The organism is Pseudomonas brassicacearum, assembly GCF_003732225.1.
Lineage (GTDB): Bacteria > Pseudomonadota > Gammaproteobacteria > Pseudomonadales > Pseudomonadaceae > Aquipseudomonas > Aquipseudomonas brassicacearum_E.
In genome coordinates this window covers 1-12,937 of the sequence record NZ_MOBJ01000011.1, presented here as the reverse complement: position 1 = coordinate 12,937, position 12,937 = coordinate 1, and the positions used below count along the sequence as shown (strand labels likewise).

11 protein-coding genes and 3 tRNA genes are annotated in these 12,937 nt (G+C 56.7%); 4 read left to right on the top strand and 10 right to left on the bottom strand.

The annotated features are described in order from the left end of the window. Positions 1 to 170: 170 nt before the first annotated feature. From clpX to BK659_RS17980, 6 genes are all read right to left on the bottom strand, one after another. Positions 171 to 1,454, bottom strand: a complete 1,284-nt coding sequence (gene clpX / locus BK659_RS18005; protein WP_054596541.1) for an ATP-dependent Clp protease ATP-binding subunit ClpX — start codon at positions 1,452 to 1,454, stop codon at positions 171 to 173. A gap of 106 nt (positions 1,455 to 1,560) precedes the next feature. After that, positions 1,561 to 2,202: an ATP-dependent Clp endopeptidase proteolytic subunit ClpP gene (gene clpP / locus BK659_RS18000; RefSeq protein ID WP_019692758.1), complete on the bottom strand. Its 642-nt coding sequence runs from the start codon at positions 2,200 to 2,202 to the stop codon at positions 1,561 to 1,563. Between the two features lie 92 nt (positions 2,203 to 2,294). Further along, a complete protein-coding gene (gene tig, locus BK659_RS17995) occupies positions 2,295 to 3,605 on the bottom strand; it encodes a trigger factor (RefSeq protein ID WP_123426341.1) in 1,311 nt (436 codons plus the stop codon). Positions 3,606 to 4,060: 455 nt separating this feature from the next. Continuing rightward, positions 4,061 to 4,145: transfer RNA gene (locus BK659_RS17990), tRNA-Leu, on the bottom strand. A 56-nt stretch (positions 4,146 to 4,201) separates the two neighbouring features. Further along, positions 4,202 to 4,277, bottom strand: a tRNA-His gene (locus tag BK659_RS17985). Between the two features lie 40 nt (positions 4,278 to 4,317). Continuing rightward, positions 4,318 to 4,394, bottom strand: a tRNA-Arg gene (locus BK659_RS17980). Between the two features lie 280 nt (positions 4,395 to 4,674). Between BK659_RS17980 and folD the strand changes: the two genes are divergently transcribed. Together folD and pbpG are read left to right on the top strand one after the other, a co-directional pair. Continuing rightward, positions 4,675 to 5,529, top strand: a complete 855-nt coding sequence (gene folD, locus BK659_RS17975) for a bifunctional methylenetetrahydrofolate dehydrogenase/methenyltetrahydrofolate cyclohydrolase FolD (protein ID WP_123426340.1) — start codon at positions 4,675 to 4,677, stop codon at positions 5,527 to 5,529. Positions 5,530 to 5,789: 260 nt separating this feature from the next. Beyond that, a complete protein-coding gene (pbpG, locus tag BK659_RS17970; RefSeq protein WP_123426339.1) occupies positions 5,790 to 6,731 on the top strand; it encodes a D-alanyl-D-alanine endopeptidase in 942 nt (313 codons plus the stop codon). A gap of 82 nt (positions 6,732 to 6,813) precedes the next feature. Here the strand turns inward: pbpG and BK659_RS17965 are convergent, their stop codons facing one another. The 3 genes from BK659_RS17965 to BK659_RS17955 all read right to left on the bottom strand — a co-directional run bounded on the left by BK659_RS17965 (position 6,814) and on the right by BK659_RS17955 (position 8,997). Beyond that, a complete protein-coding gene (locus tag BK659_RS17965; RefSeq protein WP_123426338.1) occupies positions 6,814 to 7,491 on the bottom strand; it encodes a peptidase C39 family protein in 678 nt (225 codons plus the stop codon). A gap of 466 nt (positions 7,492 to 7,957) precedes the next feature. Next, complete coding sequence (locus tag BK659_RS17960) at positions 7,958 to 8,713, bottom strand: TerC family protein (protein ID WP_123426337.1); 756 nt, start codon at positions 8,711 to 8,713, stop codon at positions 7,958 to 7,960. 29 nt (positions 8,714 to 8,742) lie between these two features. Next, positions 8,743 to 8,997: a hypothetical protein gene (locus tag BK659_RS17955; protein ID WP_123426336.1), complete on the bottom strand. Its 255-nt coding sequence runs from the start codon at positions 8,995 to 8,997 to the stop codon at positions 8,743 to 8,745. Positions 8,998 to 9,132: 135 nt separating this feature from the next. Between BK659_RS17955 and nhaR the strand changes: the two genes are divergently transcribed. Then, positions 9,133 to 10,032 carry a transcriptional activator NhaR gene (gene nhaR / locus BK659_RS17950; RefSeq protein WP_123426335.1) on the top strand — a complete coding sequence of 300 codons (900 nt, stop codon included), beginning with the start codon at positions 9,133 to 9,135 and terminating at the stop codon, positions 10,030 to 10,032. A gap of 4 nt (positions 10,033 to 10,036) precedes the next feature. Here the strand turns inward: nhaR and BK659_RS17945 are convergent, their stop codons facing one another. Beyond that, the gene (locus tag BK659_RS17945) at positions 10,037 to 11,191 is read right to left on the bottom strand and encodes an MFS transporter (protein WP_123426334.1); all 1,155 of its coding nucleotides are present in this window, start codon (positions 11,189 to 11,191) and stop codon (positions 10,037 to 10,039) included. 325 nt (positions 11,192 to 11,516) lie between these two features. On the opposite strand from BK659_RS17945, the gene sstT reads away from it, so the two are divergent. Beyond that, a complete protein-coding gene (sstT, locus tag BK659_RS17940; protein ID WP_123426333.1) occupies positions 11,517 to 12,749 on the top strand; it encodes a serine/threonine transporter SstT in 1,233 nt (410 codons plus the stop codon). Positions 12,750 to 12,937 lie beyond the last annotated feature (188 nt).

Here is a 12,937-nt window from a genome sequence, read left to right as displayed (position 1 = left end):
CGGCGGCCATAAGGCCGGAAACAGATGGAAGTAAGCTTGAAACCAAGATGGGGGCTGCTTTCGAAAAAAACAAGCTGATTAGAAAACCACTTAAAAGATCACAGCCTGCGGCAGCTCCTACAAAAGCAAAGGGGCCCGAAGGCCCCTTCTTTAATCCAGCAGTGCGACGCTTACGCGTCTGGCGCTGCCTTGGCAGCCGGCTCACTGTTTTCGTAGATATACAGTGGCTTGGACTTGCCTTCTATAACGCTTTCATCGATCACTACTTTACTCACCTCGGACTGCGAGGGGATTTCATACATAGTGTCGAGCAGCACACCTTCGAGGATCGAGCGCAATCCACGAGCACCGGTTTTACGTTCCAGTGCGCGCTTGGCGACCGATTTCAGTGCGTCGGCCCGGAACTCCAGGTCTACGCCTTCCATCTCGAACAGCTTGGCATACTGTTTGGTCAGAGCATTTTTCGGCTCGGTGAGGATCTGCATCAGCGCAGCCTCGTCGAGCTCGTCCAGCGTCGCAAGAACCGGCAGACGACCGACGAATTCCGGGATCAGACCGAACTTGACCAGATCGTCAGGCTCGACTTCACGCAGGGACTCACCCACCTTCTTGCCTTCTTCCTTGCTGCGAACTTCTGCGTTGAAGCCAATGCCGCCACGGGTGGAACGGTTTTGAATAACCTTTTCCAGACCGGAGAACGCACCGCCGCAGATGAACAGGATGTTACGGGTGTCAACCTGAAGGAATTCCTGCTGCGGGTGCTTGCGACCACCTTGAGGCGGAACGGAAGCGACCGTACCTTCGATCAACTTGAGCAGGGCCTGCTGCACGCCTTCACCGGAAACGTCCCGGGTGATCGACGGGTTGTCGGACTTGCGCGAAATCTTGTCGATTTCATCGATGTAGACAATGCCCATTTGGGCCTTTTCTACGTCGTAATCGCACTTCTGCAACAGTTTCTGAATAATGTTTTCAACGTCTTCACCTACGTAACCCGCCTCGGTGAGGGTGGTTGCGTCAGCGATGGTGAAAGGCACATTCAGCAAACGGGCCAGTGTTTCAGCAAGCAGGGTTTTACCCGAGCCTGTAGGGCCGATCAGCAAGATGTTGCTTTTGCCGAGCTCGACATCGTCATTCTTTTTGTCACGCTGGTTGAGGCGTTTGTAGTGGTTATATACCGCTACGGCCAAAACCTTTTTCGCACGCTCCTGACCAATCACGTACTGATCAAGGATGCCACTGATTTCTTTAGGCGAAGGCAATTTATGCGCGCTGCTTTCTGCCTGTGCTTCCTGCACCTCCTCGCGGATGATGTCGTTGCACAGGTCGACGCACTCGTCGCAGATAAAGACCGAGGGGCCGGCAATCAATTTGCGCACTTCATGCTGGCTTTTGCCACAGAAGGAGCAATAGAGCAGCTTGCCGTTGTCCTCGCCGTTGCGGGTGTCAGTCATTCGATCGATCCAAATCCGATAGGCTTGCAACACAAGATGAAGGCAATTGCGGGCTTTTTCAAGCCCGCTGGTGGCCAGTTAAACCAACCACCTGCATTTGAGCTGCTTAGGCGGGCATTTTACGTTTGTCGATCACCGAGTCGATCAGGCCGTATTCAGCCGCACGCTCTGCGCTCATGAAGTTGTCACGCTCGGTGTCGCGCTCAATGGTTTCGAGGCTTTGACCGGTGTGATGAGCCAACAACGAGTTCAGGCGCGAACGGATATGAAGGATTTCCTTGGCATGGATGTCGATGTCCGACGCCTGACCCTGGAAACCGCCCAATGGCTGGTGAATCATCATGCGCGAGTTCGGCAGGCAGTAACGCTTGCCCGCAGCACCACCGGCAAGCAGGAAAGCACCCATGCTGCAGGCCTGACCGATACAGGTGGTGGAAACGTCAGGTTTGATGAACTGCATGGTGTCGTAGATCGACATGCCCGCAGTCACCGAACCGCCTGGTGAGTTGATGTAAAGATGGATGTCCTTGTCCGGGTTTTCCGCTTCAAGGAACAGCAGTTGCGCCGCGACCAGGTTGGCCATGTAGTCTTCTACCGGACCGACAAGGAAGATCACTCGTTCCTTGAGGAGGCGCGAGTAGATGTCATAGGCACGTTCGCCACGGGCGGACTGCTCGATAACCATCGGGACCAGACCACCTGCGGCCTGGATGTCAGAGCTCTGCTGATAATAAGAATTGCGGGACATGTCTCGCAGTCACTCCCAAATAGTTATGTCTTGAATACGCATAAGCCAGCTCGAAAGCTGGCTTATGGTGTGTGCTTCTAACGCAAAAACAATCAGTCGGCTTGTGGAGCTTCTACCGGCTTGACCGCTTCTTCGTAAGAGACCGATTTATCGGTCACGCTAGCTTTCTGCAGAACAGTATCCACAACTTGCTCTTCCAGCACAACCGAACGGACTTCGTTCAGTTGCTGGTCGTTCTTGTAGTACCAGGACACGACTTGCTCAGGCTCCTGATAAGCCGAAGCCATTTCCTGAATCAGCTCGCGAACGCGGGTTTCGTCAGGCTTGAGGTCGTATTGCTTGACCACTTCAGCCACTACCAGACCCAGCACAACGCGACGCTTGGCTTGTTCTTCGAACAGCTCGGCCGGCAGTTGATCAGGCTTGATGTTGCCACCGAACTGCTGAACAGCCTGAACGCGCAGACGATCAACCTCGTTGGACAGCAGAGCCTTTGGCACTTCGATCGGGTTGGCGGCCAGCAGACCGTCCATTACCTGATTCTTGACCTTGGATTTGATCGCCTGACGCAGCTCGCGCTCCATGTTCTTACGAACTTCGGTACGGAAACCGTCGATGCCAGACTCTTTGATACCGAACTGAGCGAAGAATTCTTCGGTCAATTCAGGCAGTTTCGGCTCGGAAACAGTGTTTACAGTCACGGCGAACTCGGCTGCTTTGTTAGCCAGGTCGAGGTTCTGATAGTCCTCAGGGAAGGTCAGGTTCAAAACGCGCTCTTCGCCCGCTTTAGCGCCAACCAGGCCTTCTTCGAAGCCAGGGATCATGCGGCCGGAACCCAGAACCAGCTGAGTACCCTTGGCGGAACCACCGGCGAACACTTCACCGTCAACCTTGCCAACGAAATCGATGTTCAGTTGGTCTTCGTTCTGAGCTGCACGATCGGCAATTTCAAAACGAACGTTCTGCTTGCGCAGGATTTCCAGCATTTTGTCCAGATCGGCGTCCGCCACGTCAGCGCTCAGGCGCTCGACAGCGATGGATTCGAAACCGGCAACGGTGAACTCAGGGAACACTTCGAACGTTGCAACGAATTCCAGATCCTTGCCCTTCTCCAGGACTTTAGGCTCTACCGAAGGAGCGCCAGCCGGGTTCAGCTTTTGCTCGACAATAGCTTCGTAGAAAGAAGCCTGGATCACATCGCCTACAGCTTCCTGACGCGCATCAGCTTCATAACGCTGACGGATCACGCTCATTGGCACTTTGCCAGGACGGAAGCCTGCAATTTTGGCCTTTTGGGCAGTCTGCTGCAGACGCTTGTTGACTTGAGTCTCAATGCGCTCAGCTGGCACGGTGATGCTCATGCGGCGCTCAAGAGCAGAAGTATTTTCAACAGAAACTTGCATGGATATTCCTCGTTGCACAGACGTTAGCCGGCCGTTTCCGACCCCAGAATCAAGGGCATGCATTCTAGTGGGTCAAACTCAAGAAGTCACCCTACTGAAAACGGGTAAAAAAGCAGCAGGCAATTTATCGGCGGGGACAAGCGGTTGAGCCTCGCCATGGGAGCAAATACAGCGAATCACGCCAGGTCTCTGCGCCAGCCCTTCCATGCCTTCTATATATAAGCAGGAAGGGTCCGGCAGTCACATCCCTGACTGCCGACCTCACAAGGAGACCGACGGGCATATCGGGCATCATCGAGAAACACATTATCGAGAAAAACGCGTTGTCGACGAACCGAGCACCCTACCAGCACAAAATCTGCGACCGCCTGGAAAACCACGGCCGACTGAAACAAAAACGGCGCAGACCCTTTCAGGTTCTGCGCCGTTTTCTGCTATTAACATAGCGACTTAACTGGTGCGGACGGAGAGACTCGAACTCTCACACCTTGCGGCGCTGGAACCTAAATCCAGTGTGTCTACCAATTCCACCACATCCGCGTATCAAGCTTTTAAAGCAAAGGCGCCAGATTATTAATCTGGCGCCTTTCTAAATATGGGGTGGACGAAGGGGATCGAACCCTCGACAACGGGAGTCACAATCCCGTGCTCTACCAACTGAGCTACGCCCACCATATTGCCATGTTGCGTTACTTGTGCCAAAGCTGCCTAATGGCGCACCCGGCAGGACTCGAACCTGCGACCATCCGCTTAGAAGGCGGATGCTCTATCCAGCTGAGCTACGGGCGCCTTGTTAATCTGTATTCTTGGACGATTACAAACTAAGTGCTTTCAGTCTCACCGAATTAGACATCAACTCTGCTCGACCTTCTTAACCAGTGCTAGGCTGTGCCCGACAAGTGCGACGAATGTTATAGGTGAGCCTGAAGGTCGTCAACTCTTTTTTGAAAAAAATTCATTTAATTAAAGGGCTTAGGGGAATTTGCAGACCAAGCGCCTTTGCCCTCACGTTCTGACATGCGAGAATGCGTTCTCTTTTCTTCCCCCTCTCGATGGTTAATCACGCGCAATGACTGCACAACTAATCGACGGCAAATCGATCGCCGCCAGCCTGCGCCAGCAGATCGCCAAACGTGTCGCCGAGCGTCGCCAGCAAGGTCTGCGCACGCCAGGCCTCGCGGTGATCCTGGTCGGCAGCGATCCCGCCTCTCAGGTTTATGTCTCGCACAAGCGTAAAGACTGTGAAGAGGTCGGCTTCCTCTCCCAAGCCTATGACCTACCCTCCGATACCACCCAGCAAGCCCTGGCCGAGCTGATCGACCGTCTGAATGACGACCCGAACATCGACGGCGTACTGCTGCAGCTTCCTCTGCCTGAACACCTGGACGCCTCCAAATTGCTGGAGCGCATTCGTCCGGATAAAGACGTTGATGGATTCCATCCTTATAACGTCGGCCGCCTGGCACAACGTATCCCTTTGCTGCGTCCGTGCACCCCTAAAGGCATCATGACCTTGCTGGAAAGCACCGGTGCCGATCTTTACGGGATGGATGCAGTGGTCGTCGGCGCTTCCAACATCGTCGGTCGTCCGATGGCGATGGAACTGCTTCTGGCCGGCTGCACCGTAACCGTCACCCACCGCTTCACCAAGGATCTGGCCGGCCACGTCGGTCGCGCCGATCTGGTCGTAGTCGCCGCCGGCAAGCCAGGTCTCGTTAAAGGCGAGTGGATCAAGGAAGGCGCCATCGTCATCGACGTCGGCATCAACCGCCAGGAAGACGGCAAACTGGTGGGCGATGTGGTCTACGAGACCGCCCTGCCCCGCGCCGGCTGGATTACTCCAGTACCCGGCGGTGTAGGCCCGATGACTCGCGCCTGCCTGCTGGAAAACACCTTGTACGCAGCGGAAACCCTGCACAGCTAAGTGCAGATTTCCCCTGAAGCCAGACAAAAAACCCTGCCATTTGGCGGGGTTCTTTGCTTAAGGCATCACGCCGAGTCTCAGCCGAACCGTCAGACGACGTCAGTTCGTCGTAAACCCCCGTTTTTTAGACGAAAACAGGGAGTTTCATCTGCGCACCGAAGAACATTCGACAGTTCCTCAACTACGCTCATAAAATGTAACGCTTTTCTGGAAACAGCCCGTTGCAAAACGGTATACCCACATTTATCGAGTCTACTCGCGTGAAAATCCGTCTTTCCATCCTGAGTCTTCTTTTTGCATTATCAGGCAGTGTCATCACGTCGAACGTCGATGCTCGTGAAACCATCGCAGCCCCCCGAGACACCTCAAATCTGCGCATCGCTTCCGGCAGCGCAATGCTGATCGATCTGCAAACCAACAAAGTCATCTATGCCAGCAACCCGGACGTGATCGTGCCGATCGCCTCGGTGACCAAATTGATGACCGGGCTGATCGTGCTGGACGCCAAGCTGAACATGGACGAGTACATTTCCGTATCGATCAGCGACACCCCGGAAATGAAAGGCGTGTTCTCCCGAGTCAAACTCAATAGCGAACTGTCGCGCAGGGAAATGCTGCAGATTGCGCTCATGTCCTCGGAAAATCGCGCCGCCGCGAGCCTGGCCCACCACTACCCTGGCGGTTACGCGGCCTTTATCGCCGCAATGAACGCCAAGGCCAAGGTGCTGGGCATGACCAGCACCCATTACGTCGAGCCGACCGGCCTGTCGGTCAACAACGTTTCCACGGCCCGCGACCTGAGTAAATTGCTCCAGGCGGCACGCAAGTACCCGATGCTGAGTCAACTGAGCACCACCAAGGAAAAAACCGTGACGTTCCGTAGGCCCAGCTACTCCTTGGGCTTTCACAACACCGACCACCTGATCAACAAAGCCAACTGGGACATCGAGCTGACCAAGACCGGCTTTACCAATCAGGCTGGCCACTGCCTGGTATTGGTGACGAGCATGGCTAATCGCCCGGTGTCGTTGGTGATTCTCGATGCTTTCGGCAAATACACCCACTTCGCAGACGCCGGACGGATTCGTCAATGGGTCGAAACCGGCAAGAGCACTTCTGCGCCGAGTGTTGCCCTGCACTACAAAGCCGAGAAAAACCTGCAACATCGTCAAGGTAGCGGCATGGCGCAGACCGGCAAATAAGCGTACGAAAAAAGGCCCGCGACGTGAGTCGGGGCCTTTATCGATGACGGCGCCTCAAGGCGCCGTTTTTTATTCGGCTCGATTAATGGACTGTCAGCGCTTTGGTCGCATTGGCTGCGGCCTGCTCCTGTCCGGCCCGTGCCAGATCTTCAGCGGCTTTGAGCCAGCGCTGCTGGTCAACCCTGGCCGGAATCTGGGTCGGCGCCTGAATCAGCACCGCCCAACCACCAGCGTTCTGGAAAGCGGATTCAAACGACTTGAAGTCCATCAACAAGCGGCGATCCATTCCAGAACGCAACAGCACTGTCTGCTTGTGACGGTTGTAGCCGGCAAGAATGGCGTACCTCGGCTCTTTCCAGAATGCCGAGCCCTCACTGAAGCGCAGCAGCACCGGGTAACCCGCCGCGACCTGGGTCAACAACGCCGGCAGATTGCTGTCCAGCGGATACACGACCATCCCGTATTCACGCGCCAGGTCCTGCATGTTTTGCTGCAACTGTGCCTCGGCGCCCGGCAAATGCAGCGGCTTGTCGAGTAGCCCCGGAGTAATCACGATGCCTTGCTGGGACAGCATGCTCGCCAGGGATTGCGGCCCGCTTTGGTAGGCTTCGCCACGGTAAAACGGCATACCACTGAGCTCGACGCGCTCTGGCAGACGCTGGATTTCAGGTTGCACGCTCCCGGCACAACCGGCCAGGCTCAAGACGCAGGCCGCTGCCAGCAAGGCGAAGCGGGATCGGGAAAATACCGGCAACATCATCACTCACTTGTTCAGGCGCCAGGCAATTGGTCTCCCGGCTTCGACTATGATCATAGCAGCGGTATAGCCTTTAACGGCAGTTGCGTGCAGCTGATAGAGCGAACTGGTTGATGACTCACGACTATTGGTCAATTGCCTGCAACACATCAGCGACTAGACTGCCCCTCACAAAGAGTAAGTGCTCGAAGCAGGGTAAGGAGGAGGCACGGATGAGCCTGACGATGATAATCCTGATGCTGATCGGGGGCTGGCTAGCCGTAGCGGCCGCGATGCTGTGGGGGGTATTGCGCATAACCCGCAGACACCATCACGCGCCTGTTCAACCTGCGGCCGCCGCCAAAGCCGGGAAACCTGTGCAACACCACGCTACGGCGCACTGATCGATCCGGTTGAAATCCCCCCCCAAAAAAAACGGCCGCCTGCACGCTTTCGAGTGCAGACGACCGCTGTGTTTTTACCTTACCGCTTACGCTTCAGCTTGCGCAGCGAGCCGTTTCTCCCGAACCCGGCGCGACAGTATGTTCAGGCTTTCAATCGTTGCCGAGAACGCCATGGCCGCATAGATGTAGCCTTTCGGGACGTGGGCGCCGAAGCCTTCGGCGATCAGGGTCATGCCGATCATGATCAGGAAGCCCAGAGCCAGCATCACCACCGTCGGGTTGTCGTTGATGAATTTGGCCAGAGGTTCAGCGGCCAACAACATCACCAGCACCGACACCAGCACCGCGATGATCATGATCGGCAAGTGCTCGGTCATGCCGACAGCGGTAACGATGCTGTCGATGGAAAACACCATATCGAGCATCAGGATCTGACCGATTGCCGCGGCAAAGCCCAATGTCACGCCAGACGTTTGCGACTTCGGGTCCTCCGGCGACGGGCTCATGCTGTGATGGATTTCGCTGGTTGCCTTCCACAACAGGAACAGACCGCCCGCGATCAGGATCATGTCTTTCCAGGAGAACGCATGGTTGAACAGTTCAATCACCGGCTCAGTCAGCTGCACGATGAACGCGATGGTGCTCAGCAAGCCCAGACGCAGAACCAGGGCCATGCTGATACCGATGCGGCGTGCCTTGGCACGGTGTTGCACGGGCAGTTTGTTGGTCAGGATCGAAATGAAGATCAGGTTGTCGATGCCCAGCACGATTTCCATCACGATCAACGTCGCCAGGGCGACCCAGGCGGTGGGGCTTGCAGCAAGTTGTAAAAGATATTCCATGGGTCAGTCCTGGCTCGGTGGTAAACGAATTAGATTTCCTGCGACGAACTTTCTTTCTTCTCGCTGTCATCGCCAGCCGGCTTTTCCTTGTTGCCGACGATGTTCGAGGTGGCATCGTTCAGCGCTTGTTCTGCCGCCTTATGCGTATCGTCGATCGCCTGCTTGGCAGTTTCGGCGGCTTTACCCATCAGTTGCTGGGCGCTTTTCTCGGCTTGATCACAGCCCGTCAGCACCAGTGCAGAGAGGACCAGCAACGAAGCGGCGGTCAGGGAGTTGAGTTTCATCATGCTTTCCTCGATAGAACGGACTTGGCCAAGGCAATGGCCCGTCGATAGCGAGGCATTCTAAGGAGACAAACACTTCAGGAAAATTCGTATTTTTAGCAGCTATACTTCGGTTTTTACGAATCGGCAGCGCACATGCTCAATTATCGGCAATTGCATTACTTCTGGGTCGTGGCCAAAACCGGCAGCATCGTGCGTGCCTGTGAGCAGCTGAACCTGACCCCACAGACCATCAGCGGACAGATCAGCCTGCTGGAGCAAACCTACGGGATAGAGTTGTTTCAGCGGGTCGGTCGGCAACTTGAGCTGTCCGAGGCCGGGCGTCAGACGCTGCCCTACGCCGAGCAGATGTTTCAGTTGGGCGGCGAACTGGAGGCCATGCTGCGGGCACAACCCAATGAACAGCAGATTCTGTTTCGGGTGGGCGTCGCCGATGTGGTGCCCAAATCCATCGTCTATCGCCTGATCGCGCCGACCATGGAATTGAGTGAGCCGCTGCGCATTACCTGCCGCGAGGACAAACTGGAACGCTTGCTGGCCGACCTGGCCATTCAGCGGCTGGACCTGGTGATCTCCGACAGCCCGATGCCGTCGCATCTGGACATCAAGGGCTACAGCCAGAAGCTCGGTGAATGCGGTATCAGTTTTTTCGCCACGAAGGAGCTTGCACAACGCTACGGCAAAGACTTCCCACGCTGCCTGCACGGCGCTCCGCTGCTGATTCCAGGGCAGGAAACCGTAGTGCGCAATCGCTTACAGCGCTGGTTCGCCGAACAGCAGATTCAGCCGCGCATAGTTGGCGAGTTCGATGACAGCGCACTGATGCAGGCGTTTGGCCAATCCGGCAGCGGGATTTTCATCGGTCCGAGCGTGATTGCCGACGAGGTGAAACGCCAATACGGCGTCGAGTTGATCGGGCAAACCGACGCGGTGACCGAGTCGTTTTACGCGATCTCGGTGGAGCGCAAGGTCAAGCACCCCGGCATTGTTGCCATTACCGAAGGTGCCCGACGCGAGTTGTTTACCGCTCTTTAATGCCTCAGGCGCAAACAGCCGGGGCTTTGACCTTCATCAACAACAGCGCCAATACAATCGACACCAGGATAAAACCGGCTGCCGCAAACCCCAGGCTACCGAGGCCCAAGGTGTCGATCACGTGCCCACCGACCATCGCCCCCAAGCCAATCCCCAGATTGGCCCCGGCAATATTCAGCGACGCGGCAAAGGCCGGCGCCTGCGGAGCGGCTTTCATCAAGCGCACATGGCTGACCAGGAACAATGCGGCCTGAGTCACGCCCCAGATGCCCATCGCCGCCGCCAATCCCAACGTCGAGTGAATACTCGGTACCAGCGCCACCATGCCGCCGATCATGAAGCCACAGAACACCATCGACGCGATCAGCGGATGGCGGTCGACCATGCGCCCACCCAGCGAGTTACCAATCAACCCGACCGCGCCAAAGCCCATCAGGCACCAGCCGACCACCGTGCCGTTGAAACCGGCCAGTCGCTCAAGGATGTCGGCCAGGTAGGTGTAAGCGGTAAACATCCCGCTGAAGACCAGAATCGACAACAACACATGCCCTTGCATCAGCGGGCTGCGCAGAATCTTGAACTGCGAACGGAAGCTCACCTGCTGGTTGTGCAGGTTGGTTTTCGGCAAATAGATAAACAGCAGCAGCGCCTTGGCAAAGGCAATCACCGCGAGAATGCCGAAAGCCGTGCGCCAGCCGAACGCATCGGAAATCAGCGTACCGACGGGGATCCCGAACACGGTCGCGCAGACAATCCCGAAACCAATCTTGGCAATCGCCCGTCCAGCGTAGTCCGGCCCGACGATATCCACTGCCGTTTCACTGGCCAACGCCCAGAACACCGGCAACCCCAATGCCGAAATCAGCCGCGCCACAGCCATCACGCCAATATTCGGCGCCATGGCGGCCAGGGTGTTCGCCAGCCCGAACATGATCAGCACGCTGATAAACAGACGCCGACGCTCAAAGCGCGCGAAGTACGCGGTCAGGAACGGTCCGAAAGCAGCGACGGTAAACGCAAACAAGGTCACCAGCAGTCCCGCCTGGGACACGCTGACGTCGAGGTCGCGAGCAATCGACGGCAACAGACCGACAATGATGAATTCTGTGGTCAGCACGGTGAAACCGGCAGCTGACAACAACAGGATGGGCAACAGCATGGGTAACTCCAGAAAACAACAACGCCAGCGACAGCCCAAGGGCTCACTGAGGGGAGATGAAAAAGAGGATGGCGAAGCTTAACAGACTGTGCCCGACAGCGCGGCACGAACCTGACATATCCGCTTAAACACTCGGGCGGCAGATCGTCACAGGCCTGAAGGATCCAGCCTACGCTGTGATAAAGTCCGCGCCCGCAAAAAAATTCAACCTTGCTCACCCGCCGATGCTGATGACGCAATGTGCTCTTGCCCGGTCAGCCTGCCCGTTTTTTGTTGACCGGGTTTCTCGACTCTCAGCACCTTAAAAAAAATCAGAGATACCGCTATGACTGCTGTTCCGCCTGCTCTTTTGCAACGACTCAAACGCACCAGCCTGGTCACGCAAATCGTTATTGGCCTGATCGCCGGTATTGCTTTGGCGCTGTTCGCGCCTGACGTGGCGAAGTCCACCGCGTTCATCGGCAAAGTGTTTGTCTCGGCACTGAAAGCCGTCGCGCCGATTCTGGTGTTCGTGCTGGTGATGGCCTCGATTGCCAATCACAAGCATGGCCAGGAAACCCACATCAAGCCGATTCTGTTCCTGTATCTGCTGGGCACCTTTGCCGCTGCGGTGGTCGCGGTGGTGGCCAGCACACTGTTCCCTTCAAGCCTGGTGCTATCGACCCACGACGTAGCGATCAGCGCTCCCGGCGGGATCACCGAGGTCTTGCAAAGCCTGCTGCTGAGCGTGGTCGACAACCCGGTCAGCGCACTGATGAATGCCAACTTCATCGGCATTCTGGCCTGGGCGATCGGCATGGGCGTCGCCATCCGTCATGCCGGAGAAACGACCCGCACTGTGCTGGGTGATCTGTCCAACGGCGTCACCGTGATCGTGCGCCTGGTGATTCGTTTTGCTCCGCTGGGGATCTTCGGTCTGGTCGCCTCCACGCTGGCCACCTCGGGCTTCGGCGCGCTGATCGGCTATCTGCACCTGCTGGCGGTACTGCTGGGCTGCATGCTGTTCGTGGCGTTGGTGATGAACCCGGCCATCGTGTTCTGGAAGCTGCGCCGCAACCCTTATCCGCTGGTGCTGACCTGCCTGCGGGAAAGCGGAATCACCGCGTTCTTCACCCGCAGTTCGGCGGCGAACATTCCAGTCAACCTGGAGCTGAGCAAGCGTTTGGGTCTGCATGAGGACACCTATTCGGTATCGATCCCGCTGGGCGCGACCATCAACATGGCCGGTGCGGCGATTACTATCACCGTGCTGACCCTGGCGGCCGTGCACACCCTGGGGATTGCCGTGGACATCCCGACTGCCGTGCTGCTCAGTGTGGTGGCGGCAATCTGCGCCTGCGGTGCTTCGGGCGTAGCCGGCGGTTCGCTGCTGTTGATTCCGCTGGCGTGCAGCCTGTTTGGCATTCCGAGCGAAATTGCCATGCAAGTAGTGGCTGTCGGCTTCATCATCGGCGTGCTGCAGGACTCGGCGGAAACCGCGTTGAACTCCTCCACTGATGTGCTGTTTACTGCGGCGGCGTGTTTGGGTGAAGACGAGAAGGCGCAGCGTCTGGCGTAGCGAAGATCAAAAGATCGCAGCCTTCGGCAGCTCCTACGCGGGAATTGCGTACCCCTGTAGGAGCTGCCGCAGGCTGCGATCCTGGCGATAGACCGAACAATGCAAAAACAAAAGCCCGCCAAGGCTCACACCTTGGCGTAATGCTGTTCACTTAAGCATTTGAGTCCACGCCGGGCTTCCTAGAAAAT

What these genes read in the sequence shown, in the direction of transcription:
- clpX (WP_054596541.1), bottom strand. Translation starts at nt 1,454, where the DNA reads ATGACTGACACCCGCAACGGCGAGGACAACGGCAAGCTGCTCTATTGC.
- clpP (WP_019692758.1), bottom strand. Translation starts at nt 2,202, where the DNA reads ATGTCCCGCAATTCTTATTATCAGCAGAGCTCTGACATCCAGGCCGCA.
- tig (WP_123426341.1), bottom strand. Translation starts at nt 3,605, where the DNA reads ATGCAAGTTTCTGTTGAAAATACTTCTGCTCTTGAGCGCCGCATGAGC.
- folD (WP_123426340.1), top strand. Translation starts at nt 4,675, where the DNA reads ATGACTGCACAACTAATCGACGGCAAATCGATCGCCGCCAGCCTGCGC.
- BK659_RS17965 (WP_123426338.1), bottom strand. Translation starts at nt 7,491, where the DNA reads ATGATGTTGCCGGTATTTTCCCGATCCCGCTTCGCCTTGCTGGCAGCG.
- BK659_RS17960 (WP_123426337.1), bottom strand. Translation starts at nt 8,713, where the DNA reads ATGGAATATCTTTTACAACTTGCTGCAAGCCCCACCGCCTGGGTCGCC.
- BK659_RS17955 (WP_123426336.1), bottom strand. Translation starts at nt 8,997, where the DNA reads ATGAAACTCAACTCCCTGACCGCCGCTTCGTTGCTGGTCCTCTCTGCA.
- nhaR (WP_123426335.1), top strand. Translation starts at nt 9,133, where the DNA reads ATGCTCAATTATCGGCAATTGCATTACTTCTGGGTCGTGGCCAAAACC.
- BK659_RS17945 (WP_123426334.1), bottom strand. Translation starts at nt 11,191, where the DNA reads ATGCTGTTGCCCATCCTGTTGTTGTCAGCTGCCGGTTTCACCGTGCTG.
- sstT (WP_123426333.1), top strand. Translation starts at nt 11,517, where the DNA reads ATGACTGCTGTTCCGCCTGCTCTTTTGCAACGACTCAAACGCACCAGC.